At 66.3% G+C, this 16,476-nt stretch carries 11 protein-coding genes; 3 read left to right on the forward strand and 8 right to left on the reverse strand.

Annotated elements, in window-relative coordinates; all coding sequences use genetic code 11:
* The first annotated feature begins 31 nt into the window (after window positions 1–31).
* Window positions 32–1,327 carry a bifunctional diguanylate cyclase/phosphodiesterase gene (locus KYN89_RS02480; protein WP_222823650.1) on the forward strand — a complete coding sequence of 432 codons (1,296 nt, stop codon included), beginning with the start codon at window positions 32–34 and terminating at the stop codon, window positions 1,325–1,327.
* Here KYN89_RS02480 and mfd read toward each other — a convergent pair.
* A complete protein-coding gene (gene mfd / locus KYN89_RS02485; protein WP_222823651.1) occupies window positions 1,324–4,815 on the reverse strand; it encodes a transcription-repair coupling factor in 3,492 nt (1,163 codons plus the stop codon). The two genes, KYN89_RS02480 and mfd, sit on opposite strands and share 4 nt — an antisense overlap.
* A 138-nt stretch (window positions 4,816–4,953) precedes the next feature.
* Window positions 4,954–5,229 carry an FAD assembly factor SdhE gene (locus KYN89_RS02490; RefSeq protein ID WP_222823652.1) on the reverse strand — a complete coding sequence of 92 codons (276 nt, stop codon included), beginning with the start codon at window positions 5,227–5,229 and terminating at the stop codon, window positions 4,954–4,956.
* A gap of 154 nt (window positions 5,230–5,383) precedes the next feature.
* Here KYN89_RS02490 and recG point away from each other — a divergent pair, with 154 nt between their 5' ends.
* A complete protein-coding gene (gene recG / locus KYN89_RS02495) occupies window positions 5,384–7,447 on the forward strand; it encodes an ATP-dependent DNA helicase RecG (protein WP_222823653.1) in 2,064 nt (687 codons plus the stop codon).
* A 29-nt stretch (window positions 7,448–7,476) separates the two neighbouring features.
* Here recG and KYN89_RS02500 read toward each other — a convergent pair whose 3' ends face one another.
* On the reverse strand, window positions 7,477–7,947 hold the full coding sequence (locus KYN89_RS02500; protein WP_222823654.1) for a low molecular weight protein-tyrosine-phosphatase: 471 nt from the start codon (window positions 7,945–7,947) through the stop codon (window positions 7,477–7,479).
* A 67-nt stretch (window positions 7,948–8,014) separates the two neighbouring features.
* Here KYN89_RS02500 and KYN89_RS02505 point away from each other — a divergent pair, with 67 nt between their 5' ends.
* The gene (locus tag KYN89_RS02505; RefSeq protein WP_222823655.1) at window positions 8,015–9,766 is read left to right on the forward strand and encodes a DUF885 domain-containing protein; all 1,752 of its coding nucleotides are present in this window, start codon (window positions 8,015–8,017) and stop codon (window positions 9,764–9,766) included.
* Window positions 9,767–9,872: 106 nt separating this feature from the next.
* Here KYN89_RS02505 and KYN89_RS02510 read toward each other — a convergent pair whose 3' ends face one another.
* The 5 genes from KYN89_RS02510 to KYN89_RS02530 all read right to left on the reverse strand — a co-directional run bounded on the left by KYN89_RS02510 (window position 9,873) and on the right by KYN89_RS02530 (window position 16,160).
* Entirely contained in the window at window positions 9,873–11,228 is a 1,356-nt protein-coding gene (locus tag KYN89_RS02510; RefSeq protein WP_222823656.1) for an ABC1 kinase family protein, read from the reverse strand.
* Between the two features lie 4 nt (window positions 11,229–11,232).
* Window positions 11,233–11,388, reverse strand: coding sequence for a YqaE/Pmp3 family membrane protein (locus KYN89_RS02515; RefSeq protein ID WP_010237714.1), 156 nt, complete (start codon window positions 11,386–11,388; stop codon window positions 11,233–11,235).
* A 95-nt stretch (window positions 11,389–11,483) separates the two neighbouring features.
* Window positions 11,484–12,986, reverse strand: coding sequence for a helicase HerA domain-containing protein (locus tag KYN89_RS02520; RefSeq protein ID WP_222823657.1), 1,503 nt, complete (start codon window positions 12,984–12,986; stop codon window positions 11,484–11,486).
* Between the two features lie 50 nt (window positions 12,987–13,036).
* On the reverse strand, window positions 13,037–13,738 hold the full coding sequence (locus KYN89_RS02525) for a TetR/AcrR family transcriptional regulator (protein WP_248284948.1): 702 nt from the start codon (window positions 13,736–13,738) through the stop codon (window positions 13,037–13,039).
* Between the two features lie 181 nt (window positions 13,739–13,919).
* The gene (locus KYN89_RS02530) at window positions 13,920–16,160 is read right to left on the reverse strand and encodes a TonB-dependent receptor (RefSeq protein WP_222823658.1); all 2,241 of its coding nucleotides are present in this window, start codon (window positions 16,158–16,160) and stop codon (window positions 13,920–13,922) included.
* Between the last annotated feature and the right edge of the window lie 316 nt (window positions 16,161–16,476).

Genomic DNA, 16,476 nt, shown 5'->3' on the forward strand with positions numbered 1-16,476 from the left:
CCAAAACGCGGGGCCTTGCGATAAGGCGCCGATGAGTCCGACGGAACATCCCGCGAGCGAGCGCCTCACAGGGCTTGTCGATACCGAAGAGGCGCGCGAGATCCTCGGCATGTGGCTCGCCGAGGGGGAGGCGCGGGTCCACGCGATGCTGCTGGTGCTGGGCCGGTTCGATAGCGTCAATCTGGCCCACGGGGCGCAGACGGGCGACTATGCCTTGGGCGAGGTCGGGCGGCGCATGGCGCATTTCGCGCAGGACGAGTTCGCGCGGGCATCATGGCTGGTCGCGCGGATCGACGGCGGCAAGTTCCTGCTCGCCACGCGCGACAAGTGTAGCCGGGAGCGGTGGCAGTTTTTGGCCGAGACGCTGGCCGACGGGGTTGCGCAGCCGATGGCGGGCAGCGCGCCGGGCATGCCGCAGCTATGGCCGCATATCGCGCTGATCCGCGCGCTGTCGGGCGATGATCCGACCACGGTTCTCTCCCGGCTCGGCGATGCGCAGATCACGCTGCGCGGGGAGTCCGGGCGCAGGATCGTGTGGATCGACCGCGATCTGGCCCCCGCCGGGTTCGATGTCGGCCAGATCGAGGCGGAGCTGAGGCGGTCGCTGGAGCGCGGGGCGATCTCGCTGCGCTTCCAGCCTCAATTCGCGCTCGCCGACGATGCGCTGATCGGGGCGGAGGCGCTGGTGCGGTGGGATCAGCCGCTGCTAGGCGATATCGGCGGCGAAGCGCTGCTGCGGATCGCCGCGCGCGCCGACCTGACCACGCAGCTGACCCGCAAGGTGATCGAGGCCGCGCTGGATGCGGTGCGGGACTGGCCCGAGGGGCTCAAATGCTCGATCAACATCACCGCCGCCGATCTGGCGGTGGTGCGCTTTCCCGATGACCTGTTGCGGATGGTGGAGGAGCGGGGCGTCGACCCCGCGCGGCTGACGCTGGAGATCACCGAGCAGGCGTTGCTGGGCGATCTGGACCTTGCGGCGCGCTCGCTTGGCCGTTTGCGCAAAGCGGGGATGCGGATCGCGCTCGACGATTTCGGCGCGGGGTTCTGCAATTTCGGATATCTCAAATACCTGCCGCTCGATTTCATCAAGCTCGACCGGATCATGCTCGATGGCGTGGCAGAAAGCGCGCGTGACCGCGCGGTGCTGCGCGCGGTGATCGCCATGGCGCGCGCGCTGGAGCTGGCGGTGATCGCTGAGGGGGTCGAGGACGAGACGCAGCGCGCAATTGCGCTGGAGGAAGGGTGCAGCGCGTACCAGGGCTTCCTGCGCGCGCGCCCGCTGCCGCACGAGGAGTTCCTCGCGCTGGCGAGCGGGCAAGCCTAGGCTGGCGCTTTCTCTTTCTTCCCGGCGCGTTTGGCGATCGCGCTGAGGCCCTTGGTCAGCTGGAACAGACCGTTGAGGCGGCTTTGCGGATCGCCCCAGGCGCGGTTGACGACCAGCTTCATGTCGGGCCGCAGCTTCACCGCCTCGGCCCGCTTGTCGACATAGGCGAGCAGGCCCACCGGATCGGGGAAATCGTCCTTGTGGAAGGTGACCAGCGTGCCGCGCGCGCCGACGTCGATCTTGGCGATATTCGCCTCGATCGCCTGATGCTTGATCTCGATCAGGCGGACGAGGTTCTGCGTCGCCGACGGAAGCTCGCCAAAGCGGTCGATCATCTCGGCCGCCAGCCCCTCGATCTCCGCCTTGTCGCTCGCCTGGTTGAGACGGCGATAGAGCGCCATGCGCACAGCCAGATCGGGTATGTATTCCTCGGGGATCATGATCGGCGCATCGACGGTGATCTGCGGGCTGAAATCCTCCGCGGGCTTCTCCAGCCCCATCTCACCCGCCTTGGCGGCGAGGATCGCGTCCTCCAGCATCGACTGGTAGAGTTCGAAGCCGACCTCGCGGATATGGCCCGACTGTTCGTCGCCCAGCAGGTTGCCCGCGCCGCGAATGTCGAGATCGTGGCTGGCGAGCTGGAAGCCCGCGCCCAACGAGTCGAGATCGCTCAGCACCTTGAGCCGCTTCTCCGCGACCTCCGACAGCGCCTCGTCCGCAGGAGTGGTGAGGTAGGCATAGGCGCGCAGCTTCGCGCGACCCACGCGCCCGCGCAGCTGGTAGAGCTGGGCAAGGCCGAAGCGGTCGGCGCGGTGGATGATGATCGTGTTGGCGCTCGAGATATCGAGCCCGCTTTCGACGATCGTGGTCGACAGCAGCACGTCGTATTTCTTCTCGTAGAACGCGCTCATCCGGTCCTCGACCTCGGACGCGCTCATCTGGCCGTGCGCGGGTACCACCTTCACCTCGGGCACATGCTCGTGCAGCCATTCAAGCAGCGGGTCCATGTCCGAAATGCGCGGCACCACGATGAAGCTCTGCCCTCCGCGATGATGTTCGCGCAGCAGCGCTTCGCGGATCACCATGTCGTCCCACTCGATCACGTAGGTCCGCACCGCGAGGCGGTCCACCGGCGGGGTCTGGATGGTGGAAAGCTCGCGCAGGCCGGTCATCGCCATCTGCAACGTGCGCGGGATCGGCGTGGCGGTGAGCGTGAGCATGTGCACGTCGGCGCGCAGTTGCTTCAGCTTCTCCTTGTGGGTCACGCCGAAACGCTGTTCCTCGTCGACGATCACGAGGCCCAGATCCTTGAACCTGGTCGACTTGGAAAGGATCGCGTGGGTCCCGACCACGATATCCATCGTGCCGTCGGCCAGCGCATCGCGCGTCTCGCTGCTTTCCTTGGCCGAGACGAGGCGGCTGAGCCGCCCGATCTTGAGCGGGAAGCCGGCGAACCGCTCGGAGAAATGCTGGAAATGCTGGCGCGCGAGCAGGGTGGTCGGTGCGACGACTGCGACCTGCTGGCCGCCCATCGCCGCGACGAAGGCCGCGCGCAGCGCAACCTCGGTCTTGCCGAAGCCGACATCGCCGCAGACGAGGCGGTCCATCGGCTTGCCGCTTTCCAGATCGCCCAGCACGTCGGCGATCGCGCGTTCCTGATCCTCGGTCTCTTCCCACGGGAAGCGGTCGACGAACTGGTTGTAGCTGGCGTGATCGGCCTCCAGCACGGGGGCCTTCTTCAGCGCGCGCTGCGCGGCGGTGCGCATCAGCTCGCTGGCGATCTCGCGGATGCGCTCGCGCAGCTGGGCGCGGCGTTTCTGCCATGCCTCGCCGCCCAATCGGTCGAGCATGACCGCATCCTCGCTGCTGCCGTAGCGGGAGAGGACTTCGAGGTTTTCGACCGGGATGTAGAGCTTGTCGCCACCCTTGTACTGCAGCATCACGCAGTCGTGCTTGGACTTGCCCACGGTAACCGGTTCGAGGCCGAGATATTTGCCGATGCCGTGCTCGGTGTGAACCACCAGATCGCCGCGCGACAGCGCCTGTAGCTCGCTGAGGAAGGCATCCGAATCGCGCCGTTTCTTGCGGCGGCGGACCAGCCGGTCGCCGAGCAGATCCTGCTCGGTCACCAGTTCGATATTCTCGCTCGCGAAGCCGCTGTCGAGCGGGAGGATCATCGCCGTGGGCGAACCCTTAGCGGATTTGCCCAGCGCATCCTGCCAGCTTTCGGCCAGCGCCAGCTCGGTGCCCGCTTCGCCCAGGATCGAGGCGATGCGCTGGCGGCTGCCCTTGGAATAGGCGGCCAGCAGCGGGCGCTTGCCTGCCTTGGCCAGCTTCTTGAAGTGTTCGGCCGCTGCCTCGTACACATTGTCGCCGCGCGCACGCTCGGGCGCGAAGTCGCGGGCAGAGCGGAAGCCGAAATCGATCACGCTGTCGCTCTCGGGCTCGTCGAACCCGGTCGCGCGGTGGACCGGGCGCTGATCAAGCACGGTGCCGATCTCGTCTTCGGTGAGATAAAGCGCCTGCGGGTCGAGCGGGCGATAGCTGCCCGCCTTCTGCCCCGCGGTTTCGGTGCGGGTGCGGCGGTATTCGGCGATGTCGCTCAGCCGCTCCTCGAACGCGGTCAGCGCGCCGACATCGATCACCACCGGATCGCTGGTGCCCAGATGATCGAACAGGGTCGCCAGCTTCTCCTCGAACAGAGGCAGCCAGTGCTCCATCCCGGCCTGCCGCCGCCCTTCGCTGACCGCTTCGTAGAGCGGGTCTTGCGTGGCATTCGCGCCAAACCGCTCGCGATAGCCTGCGCGAAAACGCTTGATCGTCGCGTCTTCGAGCAGGACTTCGGAGGCGGGCAGCAGGAGGAAGCTGTCGAGCGTGCCGGTGGTGCGCTGCGTGTTCGGGTCGAACAGGCGCAGGCTCTCCAGCTCGTCACCGAAGAAATCGAGCCGCAGGCCCTGTTCGAGTCCGGAGGGGAAGATGTCGAAGATCGACCCGCGCACAGCAAATTCGCCCGCGTCGATCACGGTGTCGGTGCGGCTGTAGCCCTGCTTCTGGAGCAGCTGGGTCAGGCTCTCGTGCCCGATATGCACGCCCGGCTTCAGCTCGCGCACGGCCTCGCGGATGCGGAACGGGGTGAGCATGCGCTGGACAACGGCGTTGGCGGTGGTCACCAGCAGCTGCGGCGCGCCTTTCTCCGCCTGCAGGCGATGCAGCGCGGAAAGCCGCTGGGTGCTGATCGACAGCGCTGGGCTGGCCCGGTCGTAGGGCAGGCAGTCCCACGCGCGGAACTCGATCACGCTGAGCTCGGGCGCGAAATAGCGCGCCGCATCCGCGACCGCGCGCATCGCGCTGTCGTCCGGCGCGACGAACACCGCGCGCTTGTCGGCCGCGCGGGCGAGATCGGCCATCACCAGCGGTTGGCTCCCCCGCGCAAGATTGGCGAAGGTGAGCGGTTGTCTGGCGGAGAGGATGCGGGAGAGGTCGGGCATTATGGCGTAATTCGATCCGTGCTGTGCGTGTTCCGCGCAAACGAAAATAGCCCCCTGCTCGCAAAGAGGAGGGGGGCCGGGGTTCGGGGTGGGACTAGCGGGCGGTGGCGCAATGCACCAGCCCGCATGGGCCAAATCCTAGCGGGGAATATCGACGTAATCGAGCTTCTGCATGACCGCGATCCGCTCCCCCTGCATTTCCGGCGGGATCGGCTGCGTCTTGAGCGCCCAGGCCATGATCTCGACGTCGTCGTAATCGAGCAGGGTTTCGAACCAGACGAGGTCTTCCTCGCTCCATTCGGCGTGATAGCGGTCGAAATAGCCGCCGATCATGTAGTCGGCTTCACGCGTGCCACGGTGCCAGGCGCGGAACTTGGCACGGGCGAGGCGGGATTCGAAGTTGGGGGAGGTCATGGGGCGGGAAGTAGATTTTCTGCGCATCGCTTTCAACTCGTCATTGCGAGGAGGGGCACCGCAGCTGAGCCAACGCGGCAATCCACAGCGGCACGCCCTAGATTGCTTCGCTCCGCTCGCAATGACGCGATAGCTGGGCCATATCGATGGTCCCATGCGGCCCGAAATCCTCAACCCCCTGTTTGCCGAGGTCGACACGCTGGACGGTGTCGGCCCCAAGCTGAAGAAGCCGCTGGAAAAGCTGCGCTGCACGCGCGTGCGCGACATCGCCTATCACTGGCCCGATCGCTTCGTGACCCGCCGCCCGGTCGAAACGCTCGACGAGGCGGGCGAGGGGGAGCAGATCATCATCGCGCTGACCGTGACTGAGCATCGCTCCGGTGCCTCGCGCCGCGCGCCCTATCGCGTGCTGGCGACCGACAGCGCGGGCAACGTCCTAGCGCTGACCTTCTTCGGACGCGCTTCCTACACGGCCAAGAAGCAGCTGCCCGTCGGCGAGAAGCGCCGCGTGGCGGGCAAGCTGGAGCGGTATGGCGACATGCTCCAGATGGTTCATCCCGACCATGTGATGAAGCTGGACGATGCAGGCCTCGGCCAGATGCGCGAGCCGGTCTACAGCCTAGCGGAAGGGCTGACCCAGCCGCGCATGGCGAGCCTCGCGGCGCAGGCGCTGGAGAAGCTGCCCGACCTGCCCGAATGGATCGAGCCCGGTATGCTCGCGCAGCAGAAATGGCCCGCCTGGGCCGACGCGCTGCGCAGCGTCCATGCGCGCGATGACGAGACCGCGAAGGACCGGCTCGCCTACGACGAGCTGCTCGCCAATGCGCTGGCCTTGCAGCTGGTGAAGGCTGACAACCGGCGCAAGCGTGGCCGTCCGCTGGCAGGCGACGGGAGCCTGCGCGACAAGCTCCAATTGCCGTTCCCGCTGACCGGCGCGCAGGAACGCTCGATCCGCGAGATCGAGGGCGACCTCGCGCAGGACGCGCCGATGCTGCGGCTGCTGCAAGGCGATGTCGGCGCGGGCAAGACCGTGGTGGCGCTGCACGCGATGCTGGTGGCGGTCGAGGCGGGCGCACAGGCGGCTCTGCTGGCGCCGACCGAAATCCTCGCGCGCCAGCATTTCGAGACGCTGCGCGAGATGGCGCGGCCCACCGGGGTCGAGGTCGCGCTGCTGACGGGGCGCGACAAGGGACGGGCGCGCGAGAGCATCCTGATGGGGCTGATGGATGGCAGCATCCAGATCGTGGTCGGCACGCACGCGATCTTCCAGGAGGCGGTGCAATATCGCGACCTCGGGCTGGTGGTGGTCGACGAGCAGCACCGCTTCGGCGTTTCGCAACGCCTCCAGATGACGGGCAAGGGCAAGCGCCCGCCGCACACGCTGTCGATGACCGCGACCCCGATCCCGCGCACGCTGACGCTGGCCAACTACGGCGAGATGGAGGTCAGCCGGCTCGACGAATTGCCGCCCGGCAGGCAGGCGATCGATACGCGCGTCGTCGGGATGGATCGTCTGCCCGAAGTGGTCGAAGCGGTCGGGCGGCATCTCGCGAGCGGCCAGCAGGCCTATTGGGTCTGCCCGATGGTCCGCGATGAAGAGGGCATGGAGAAGGCTGCCGCCGAGCAGCGCTACGCAGCGCTCAAGGCGCGCTTCGATGACGATGCCGTGGTGATGGTCCACGGCCAGCTCGACCCCGAGGTGAAGGACGCCGCGATGGCGCGCTTCGCCAGCGGGCAGGCGAAACTGCTGGTCGCGACCACGGTGATCGAGGTCGGCGTCGACGTGCCTGCCTCCACGCTGATCGTGATCGAGCAGGCGGAAAGCTTCGGCCTCGCCCAGCTGCACCAGCTGCGCGGGCGCGTAGGGCGGGGGAGCGAGAAGTCGACCTGCCTGCTGCTGCGCGGCAACCAGCTGTCCGAAACCGGCCAGCGCCGCCTCGCCCTGATGCGCGAGACGCAGGACGGCTTCCGCATTGCCGAGGAAGACCTGGAGCTGCGCGGCGGCGGCGAACTGCTCGGCACGCGGCAATCGGGCGACACGCCGTTCCGGATCGCCACGCTCGACCAGATGCAGCGCTTCCTCGACCCTGCCACCGCCGATGCGAAACTGCTGATGGACCGCGACGCCGGGCTGGAAGGCGAGCGGGGCGAGGCCGCGCGCATCCTGCTCTACCTGATGGAGCGCGACATGGGCGTGCGCACGCTGCGGGGTGGGTAAGGACAACTCCCCTCCCTTGGGGGAGGAGTTTAACTCGGCTCTGCCAACCGCTCCACCAGCGCCCGCGCCGCTGCGTCGACATCCTCCCACGTCGCCCCGAACTGCTCCTCGCCATCATGGTAAGGGTCCGCAATCGCCGCGCCCTCGCGCCCCGGCACGAGGTCCATCAGCAGAGAGACATGCGCGCGCGATCCCTCGGGCCGCAGCGCTTCGATATTGCGCAGGTTCTGGTGATCCATCGCGAAGATATGCGTGAAGCGGTGGAAGTCCTCGACCACCAGCTGGCGCCCCGCATAGCCCGAAATGTCGATCCCGTGCTTCGAGGCTTCCTCGACGCTGCGCGGATCGGGCGGGCTGCCGACGTGATAGTCCGCCGTGCCCGCGCTGTCGGCCTCGGCGTCCAGCCCGGCCTTGTCCGCAGCATCGCGAAACGCCGCTTCAGCCAACGGAGAGCGACAGATAGTGCCGAGGCAGACGAACAGAATGGCGGGTGTTCCCATGGTCCCGGCGTACTGGACGCAGCCGGGCCTGCGCAATAGAGATCACCCCTAACAAGGGGAGACACACATGAAGCATCTGTTCGCCGCAACCGCGCTCGCACTCACCATCGCCAGCCCGCTGACCGCCGGCCCGGTCGAGGATTACACCGTGCTGCGCGAAGAGGTGTGGCAGGACATGCTCGACGACAATCCCACGCTCGCCACCTCGGTGGGCGACCGGCGCGGGGACGGGCAGCTGGGCGACCTCAGCATGGCGGCCTATGATCGCAACGTCGCCGAAGACCGCGCCTTCCTCACCCGGCTCAACGCCATCGACGAAAGCGCTCTGCCCGAGGATCTGCGGGTCGACTACGCGATCCTCAAGAGCTCGCTCGAAGACGGGATCGAGGGCGCGCAGTTCGACCAGACCCGCTATGTCCTGTTCACCAATCGCGGCGGCTGGTTCAGCTGGATCGCCTCGCTGCCTTACAGCTCGCCGCTGTTCACCAAGGCCGATTACGAAAGCTACGTCGCGCGGCTCGAAGCCTATGGCGCGCAGAACGAAGCCGGGATCGCCCGCAGCCGCGAGGCGGTGGCGCGCGGGCTGACGCAGGCGTGCGGGCCTATGGAGGGCTTCGAGGACCAGATCACTGGGCAGATGGCGGACAGCCCCGAAGAATCGGGCTTTTGGCGCCCGTTCGAAAAACGCCCCTCGACCATTTCGGAAGCCGACTGGGCAGCCTTGCAGGCCCGCGCCCGCTCCGCGCTGACCGATGTGGTGTTCCCAGCCTACGAAGAGTTCCTGAGCTTCTACACCGAGGAATACGCGCCAAAATGCCGCACCGGCCTGCCCGGTGTCGCCGAAACCGCCAATGGCGATGACTACTACGCCTATCGCGTCCGCAGCTTCACCACGACCGACATGACGCCGGACCAGGTCCACCAGCTGGGCCTGTCCGAAGTCGCGCGCATCCGGGCCGAGATGGTTGAGGTTGCGAAGGAAGCAGGGTTCGACAGCCGCGAAGCCTTCATCGAGCACCTGCGCACCGACCCGCAATATTACATGACTGACGAGGACGAGTACCTGCGCTACGCCGCCGCGCTCGCCAAGCACATCGACGGCTGGCTGCCCAAGCTTTTCGGCACGCTGCCGCGCCTGCCCTATACCGTTCTTCCGATTCCCGCCGCGCAGGCACCGGGCAACACCACCGCCTATTACGAGCCAGGATCTGCGGAGACCGGGCAGGCGGGCATCTACCGCGTCAACCTGACCGAGCTCGACCAGCGCCCCTTGTGGGAACTGCCCGCGCTCGGCGTGCACGAGGCGGTGCCGGGGCACCATCTGCAGATCGCTTTACAGCAGGAGCTGGACCTCCACCCGCTGCGCCGCAACGGCACCTTCTTCACCGCCTTCGTCGAGGGGTGGGGCCTCTATTCCGAACGGCTCGGGATCGAGATGGGGCTGTACGATACCCCCGCCAAGCAGATGGGGCGGCTGAGCTACGAGATGTGGCGCGCCACCCGGCTGGTGGTCGACACGGGCATCCACTCGAAGGGCTGGACCAAGCAGCAGGCGGTCGATTTCATGACCGATAACACCGCGCTCTCGGCGGCGAATATCGACGCTGAGGTCAACCGCTACATCACCTGGCCCGGCCAGGCGCTGGCTTACAAGATCGGCGAACTGAAGATCCGCGAGTTGCGGACCCGTGCGGAAGAGGCACTGGGCGACCGGTTCGATCTGCGCGCGTTCCATGACGCAGTGCTGGAAAACGGCGCGGTCCCGCTGGATGTGCTGGAAGAGCATATCGACCGCTGGATCGCGGAGCAGGCTTCGTAGCGCACCCTAAAAGGTCCGCTTATCCTGAGCCTGTCGAAGGATCGTCTTTCTTTCTTCTGACAGCGCAGAAGAAGTACGGCCCTTCGACAAGCTCAGGGCGAGCGGGTTACGATGAAGGCGAAGCCTCGCCCGTCCGCCCAAGCACATCCCGCACGATCGCGTGGATGTTCACCACCGCGCCGATCCGCGCGCCGAGCAGTGCGGTCCCGCTGACCTTGCGCTGGACGAACAAAGTCTCGGCGGGCGGGATGTGCCAGATCGACTTGTCCTGCGCGATGGCGAAGCCTTCGTCACGCAGCGCGGGCACGAAGCCGCGGTCGCCGAAATCGAACGGCGCATCCTTCGCCATTTCGCCGAGGATGATGTCGATCATCCGGTCGATCGCCTCGCCGTGTTTCTCGACCACGGCGGGAGACATGAATTGCGCATCGATCGCCGCCTGCCGCACGCCCGCATGGTCGCGGTCGAGCCCGGCGCGCAGCAGGTTGCGATAGGATTGCTGCACTTGCGCGTCGACCTCGCGAGTCGCTCCGAAATCGAGCAGCACGATCTTCCGGTCGGCCTCGCGGTAGCGGTAGTTGGCGAAATTGGGGTCGGTCTGCATCAGGCCCCATTCGAACAGTTCGCGCGCGACCAGCTCGATCACTTCCGCGAACACGCTGTCGCGCACCTCCTGCGGCTGGTCGCCAAGCTGTTCGACCGGGCGGCCTTCCTCGTAACTCATCGCCAGAATGCGATCGCGGGTCAGCTCTTCGTCGAGCGTCGGCACCACGAAAGCCTCGTGCCCGGCGAGCAGTTCGCCATAGCGCTGCATCATCCGCCCTTCGCGGCGATAGTCCGCTTCCTCGTGCAGCTGTTCCTTCGCCGCAGCCAGCAGTGGGGCGATGTCGAGTTCCTTGGGTAGCAGGCCGGTCACGCGCAGCAGGGTCGCGACATTATCGACGTCCGAATCGATGCTCTGCGCAACGCCGGGATATTGCACCTTGATCGCCAATGTCCGCCCGTCGCGGGTCAGCGCGCGGTGCACCTGCCCGATGCTCGCGGCGGCCATCGGGCGCGGCTCGAAGCGGCGAAAGTTCTTGCGCCACTCGCTGCCCCATTCCTCCGCCAGCACCCGGTCGAGCTGGCGCGGGGGCATGAAGTCGGCATTGTCCCGCAGTTTGGCGAGGATTTCGGACAGCTCGGAGGGCAGGGCATCGCCCGCGTCCATCGAGAGCATCTGTCCCATCTTCATCGCCGCGCCGCGCAGGTGCGAAAGGCGTTCGGTCAGACGACCGATATTGCCGGGAGTGAGAACCAGATCGTTCATCCGCACCCGCTCGCCCGAGGCGACGCGGCGCGCACCTTCGGCCAGCATTCCGCCGGCGACACCGCCAGCGAGCCGGCCGAAGCCGCTCAGCCTTCCGATCCGGGACGAAGGGACCGCGCGATGGCGACCCTTCGCGTCATCCTCCCGCGCCATGGCCTTAGGCGTAGTTCACATAGAGCGAGTAGATCAGGCCGGGCACATAGAAGATCAGCGTCAGGATCAGGCTGATGAGGAATTGCGTGCCGAGACCATGCTTGAGCGCGACGCCCAGCGGCGGAAGCAGGATGGTGGCGATGAGGATGATGATGGGCATGTAAGAAACTCTCCTTTGCCTGATCAACCGCGCCTGAACCTGCCTGTTCCGCGCAAATGTGCAGAATGGCCGCCTTGCAAAAAGAGCGGGTTAGCTCACGACGCGGCGGCCGCGTCCGCCAGATCTTCCAGCCCGACCACGATGATCGTGCGGCCGCCGCCGAACTCTTCGCGCACCACGATCAGTCCCTGCCGCTCCATATGCTCCAGCAGGCGGCGGATGCGGCTGGGCGAGGATGTGCCGTAAACGCGCGCAAGCTCGTCCTCGTCGGGCGCGGATGCACCCCGCGCGACCGATACCGCCAGCGCAAGATAGGGGGCGAGCACGTCTTCGGGGACGGCTTGCGACAGCTCCTCGATCGTGTCGCGCAGCTTTTCCGGCAGCTCGTGCAGGCCTGCGGCGGCGAAGGCGAACAGGCGGCGGAATTCGAGCATGTCGACATGCGCGCTGGGCACGCCCTGCTGGCGGCAGCGCTGCGCGAAATTGCGGAACAGCGCGGCGGAAGACTGGAAGGTCGCGCCTTCCTCCGCCGCCAGTTCCACGATGACGCGGGTGAGGGCGGCTTCCTTGTCCTGCGGAGCGGCTGGTGCCTGATCTTCGGGCGAGGACTCATCACTCGCCGTGTGCTCGCCGGGGTCGCTGCGCTGCGCCTGCTCGGCGGCACGCGCGGTGATCGCCTGCTCCAGATCGGCGGCAGGTTTCGGCGGGGGAGGGGGCGGTGGCGCGGGCTTCGCGGCTTCCTCCGCCAGCTCGGAATGGAGCAGCGCCTCCAGATCCTCACCCGAGGCTTGGGGCAGCGGCATCAGACCCTCGGCGGCGTTCTTGCCGCCGGTGCGCACCTCGCCGATATGCACCGCGACCGGGCGGCGGCTGATCGCGGGGCCGAGGCCGAGGAAATGGCCGCGCTGAAGATCGCGGATCCGCTCCGCCTGCCGCCGGTCCATCCCCAGCAGATCGGCGGCGCGCTGCATATCGATGTCGAGGAAGGTGCGGCCCATCAGGAAGTTGGAGGCTTCCGCCGCGACGTTCTTGGCCAACTTGGCAAGGCGCTGGGTGGCGACGATTCCCGCCAGACCGCGCTTGCGCCCGCGGCACATCAGGTTGGTCATCGCCGACAGCGTCATCCGGCGCGTATCCTCGGCCAGCTCGCCCGCAGCGGCAGGGGCGAACATCTGCGCCTCGTCGACCACCACCAGCACGGGATACCAATGCTCGCGCGGGGCATCGAACAGCGCGGTGAGGAACAGCGCCGCGCAGCGGATCTGCTGTTCGACCTCCAGCTCGTCCAGCGCCAGCACGACCGAGACGCGATGCTGGCGCACGCGCCCGGCCAGCGCCTCGATCTCGCGCACCGAATGCGCCGCGCCATCGATCACGATATGGTCGAACGCATCGGCCAAGCTGGTAAAGTCGCCCTCAGGGTCGATTACCACCTGCTGGACGAGCCCGGCCGTCTGTTCGAGCAAGCGGCGCAGCAGGTGCGACTTGCCCGAACCCGAGTTGCCCTGGACGAGCAATCGCGTCGCAAGCAGCTCCTCCACGTCGACGCAAATGCCTTGCCCGGCCGAATCCGTGCCAATTTCGATCTGCGACTTCATGTGACCAGCGATAGGTCGGCGGAGGCGGCGCGCAAAGGCGCATCGGGCAGTTATCCCGTCCTGGCCTCTCTGGCCTGGCAGATTTCCCGGAACCCGGCTGCCATGAAGCGGGCCATGCGCTTTCTGACAGCATCGAAGTCGTCGGATTGGCACAGGCCGTCCGACAGCTTGTCTATCCGGCCGGTGCGGCCGAGGGTCAGCATCAGGCTGCCGGTGACGAAGTGGTAACCCCAGAACAGATCCTCATCCGAACAGTCCGGCAGCGCCTGCCGCAGAATTTCGATGAGCCGCATGATGACCTGGTCGAAATGAGCGTCCATCAGTTCCGCGCCCCAGACGGCCGTATTGCTCATCTGCGCACCCAGCATGCCGTAGTTCCGCCAGCCGTCGCCACCTGTCGCGAAGAGGTCCAGAACCGGGTCCAGAAACGCATGCAGGGCGCCTTCGACCGTCGGGTTGCCCCCGGCTTCCTTCTCGTAGGCATCGAGCGCGGCGAGCCGCCGTTCCACGGTGACCGGCGCGCGGCGCGCGATGACCGCATCGAACAGCTCTTTCTTGTCGCTGAAGTAATAGTGGAGGAGCGACTGGTGAACCCCCACTTTCTGCGCCACCTCCTTGAGGGTGACGCCATGCAGACCCGCCCGTGAAAACAGTTCCTCCGCGGCGTTGTATATCTGCTCCATCGTTTCGGCTCTTTGCTCGGCCTTCGCTTTGGGCCGGCTCTTGGAGCGCTTCTTCAAACCTTCGGTCATGCGTGTTCCTCGACCCTGGTCGCAGCCGGGGCGGTGCCCGGAAAAAAGGCAAGCTTAGCAGGGTCTTTCCAGCATTCCAGAGCACAGGCCGTCCGGTCCGGATGGTGCCCGGCGCACCGAAGCGGGCGGACTGGCCTGTCGCGAACGGCGCAGGTCCGTTCGCGACAGGAGCCTCGTGGCGTCAGAAGCTGCGGCTGACGCGAATGCCGTACTGGCGCGGCGCGCCCGCCAGGCGGCGTGCGCCATTGATCGCCGCGACATAGTGGTGATCGAGCAGGTTCGTCCCGAATGCGCTGATCGACCAGTCGCCTGCGACGAGGGTCAGCTGGGCGTTGAGAATGTCGCGCGCTTCGAGCCGGTCCCCCAGCGCCTCGTTCTGGAAGAGCGTGCCGAAGGTCGATGCGATGTGGGAGAAGTCCACACGCGGGGTCAGGCTGACGTCGGCCCCGATGGGGATCGCGTACTGCACGCCTGCGCTCAGCGTGAAGTCGGGTGCATAGGGTTGTTCGCGCCCGGTGAGATCGATGCAGCGTGCACTCGCGGGCCCGTCAACAGGATCGCAGGTGAGTGCCGCACCGGTCCCGAGCCGCGGGTCGATTGCGAAGAAGGTGCCGAGTTCGGAATTTGACAGGGCCGTCGCAAGATCGAACTCGAAGCCGGAGAAGTTGCCCTGTGCGGACAGTTCCACGCCATAAAGCTTCGACGTCCCGGCCACGTTGAAGATCGAGGAGATGCTGGGCGCATCGGGATCGACGATGCTGATCTGGAAGTTCTCGTATTCGGTGTAGTAACCGCCGATCTGGGTGCGCAGCCTCCCGCCGAAGAACGTGCCCTTGTAGCCGATTTCGTAATCGACGACGTCCTCCGCCTCGAATGCACGTGGCTGGAGACCCGCGAAGTTGGGGCCATTGAGGCCACCTTGCTTGGCACCCGTCGCGACAAACGCATAGACGAAGTTGTTGCGGTCGATCGTCCAGTTGAGCGCGAGCTTCCCGTTCAGCCGATCGTCCTCTGTCTTGTCGACCTGCGGCAAGGTGAGGATCGGATCGGGCAGCGGCGGGATGAACGCCATGGCAAGCGCATCATTGGCCGAAGTGGTGCGCGAAAGCCTTGCGCCCGCCTGGATTTCAAGACCATTGGCGAATTCGTAGGCGATCTGCCCGAAGCCGGCGAGGGCGGTCTTGGGGTTGGTGCCCTGGATGACCGTGTCGAACACCAGCGGCGCAAGCGAATTGGGGGTCGCGTCCTGAACGAAGCCGACATTCGCCGGAATGGTGATGCGGTCGTCCTGGTAATAGGCGCCGATCAGCCAGGTGAAGGCCTGGTTGTCGGGCGAGATCAGGTTGATTTCCTGCGACCAGATCTCCTCCGTGATATCGGCGCGGAAATTGATCGCCGGGGCGGCGGGAGTCCCTTCGGCCGCCGTGCCGTCGGCGTCGTTGGATATGGTGGTCGTACCGCGCTGGAACCCGGTGATGGAGCGCAGTTCCAGTCCGCTGTCGAACCGGTAATTCGCCCGCAGCACCACCCGGCCGAACTCGTCGCGTCCCGCGAGCGGCGCGTTGTTTGCCACGTCCAGCGGATCACCGGTTTCGGTTGCGCGGCCAGCCGGAAGGCCGCCATATTCGATGTTGTTGTAATCGGCCTTCAGCACCGCATTGAAGTTCGCCGAGGGCTCCCACAGGAAGCTGGCGCGGCCGCTGACATATTCCTGGTCGCCGGGGTTGCCGGTCCACGGGCCTGACACGTTGTAGAATGTGTCGCGGCTTTCGAAATTGCCCGCGAAGCGCATGGCGAAGGTGTCGCCCGCTGGGACGTTCAGGGCGCCCTGGAGCTTGACCTTGTCGTAGTTGCCATACTCGGCAAGGCCATAGCCGCCGAACGAGCCGATGATGGGATCCTGCTGCGTGACGAACACCGCACCGCCGGTCGCGTTGCTGCCCGCAAACGTGCCCTGCGGTCCGCGCAGAACCTCCACGCTGGCGATGTCGTAGAACGGTTCGCGCTGGAAATAGCCGGGGAAGGTCGCGACCCCGTCACGATAGGTGACGACGCCGACACCGATCGCGCTCGATTGCTCGGTCTTTCCGATGCCGCGGATGTTGAACGCGTTGCCCTGACCGGTGGTATTCACCGTCAGCGAAGGCGACGCGAACTGGAGTTGCTCCACGCTGTCGACCGACTTGCGGACCAGGTCTTCACCGGTAAGCACGGTGGCGGCGACCGGGACACGCTGAAGGCTCGTGTTACGCCGTTCGGCCGTGACCACGATCAGGTTGCCTTCCTGTGCCTCTGCGTCCGCAGCGTCGACCGGATCGGTCGTGCTGGCTTGCGCGGCGTCGGCGTCCGATTGCTGCGCGTGGGCAGTTCCGCCGGACATCGCGATCGCGACCGCCGAAGCCGACATCAAGAATAAGCGCATCAGAATTCCCCTCTCTCGTGATGGACACGCTCTCCGGCGTGCGCAGCGCCGGGGTTGGCACCAGATCGGGTCGCGAGTCAATATTCATTCACAATTGAATGAAGCTTGACTCGAAACGGGTCGGGCCGCACCATTCCGCACCATTGGATGGACCCGCAGGTCAAAAATTGCGGGCTATTTGGAAGGGGACTTGTCGATGGCAACCACGTTCAGCCGCCGGTCGATGCTTGCATCGTGTGCGGGCGCGGGATCGGTCTCGCTTGGGGCATGTTCGGGGATCGGCCGGATCGTGCCGGCGCGGGCAGCCACCGTTCCC

Origin of the sequence: Alteriqipengyuania abyssalis, from assembly GCF_019857185.1 — a bacterium.
In the GTDB taxonomy this organism is placed as follows: domain Bacteria; phylum Pseudomonadota; class Alphaproteobacteria; order Sphingomonadales; family Sphingomonadaceae; genus Alteriqipengyuania; species Alteriqipengyuania abyssalis.

Coding starts and splice junctions, on each gene's coding strand:
- KYN89_RS02480 (WP_222823650.1), top strand. CDS start 32: ATGAGTCCGACGGAACATCCCGCGAGCGAGCGCCTCACAGGGCTTGTC.
- mfd (WP_222823651.1), bottom strand. CDS start 4,815: ATGCCCGACCTCTCCCGCATCCTCTCCGCCAGACAACCGCTCACCTTC.
- KYN89_RS02490 (WP_222823652.1), bottom strand. CDS start 5,229: ATGACCTCCCCCAACTTCGAATCCCGCCTCGCCCGTGCCAAGTTCCGC.
- recG (WP_222823653.1), top strand. CDS start 5,384: ATGCGGCCCGAAATCCTCAACCCCCTGTTTGCCGAGGTCGACACGCTG.
- KYN89_RS02500 (WP_222823654.1), bottom strand. CDS start 7,947: ATGGGAACACCCGCCATTCTGTTCGTCTGCCTCGGCACTATCTGTCGC.
- KYN89_RS02505 (WP_222823655.1), top strand. CDS start 8,015: ATGAAGCATCTGTTCGCCGCAACCGCGCTCGCACTCACCATCGCCAGC.
- KYN89_RS02510 (WP_222823656.1), bottom strand. CDS start 11,228: ATGGCGCGGGAGGATGACGCGAAGGGTCGCCATCGCGCGGTCCCTTCG.
- KYN89_RS02515 (WP_010237714.1), bottom strand. CDS start 11,388: ATGCCCATCATCATCCTCATCGCCACCATCCTGCTTCCGCCGCTGGGC.
- KYN89_RS02520 (WP_222823657.1), bottom strand. CDS start 12,986: ATGAAGTCGCAGATCGAAATTGGCACGGATTCGGCCGGGCAAGGCATT.
- KYN89_RS02525 (WP_248284948.1), bottom strand. CDS start 13,738: ATGACCGAAGGTTTGAAGAAGCGCTCCAAGAGCCGGCCCAAAGCGAAG.
- KYN89_RS02530 (WP_222823658.1), bottom strand. CDS start 16,160: ATGCGCTTATTCTTGATGTCGGCTTCGGCGGTCGCGATCGCGATGTCC.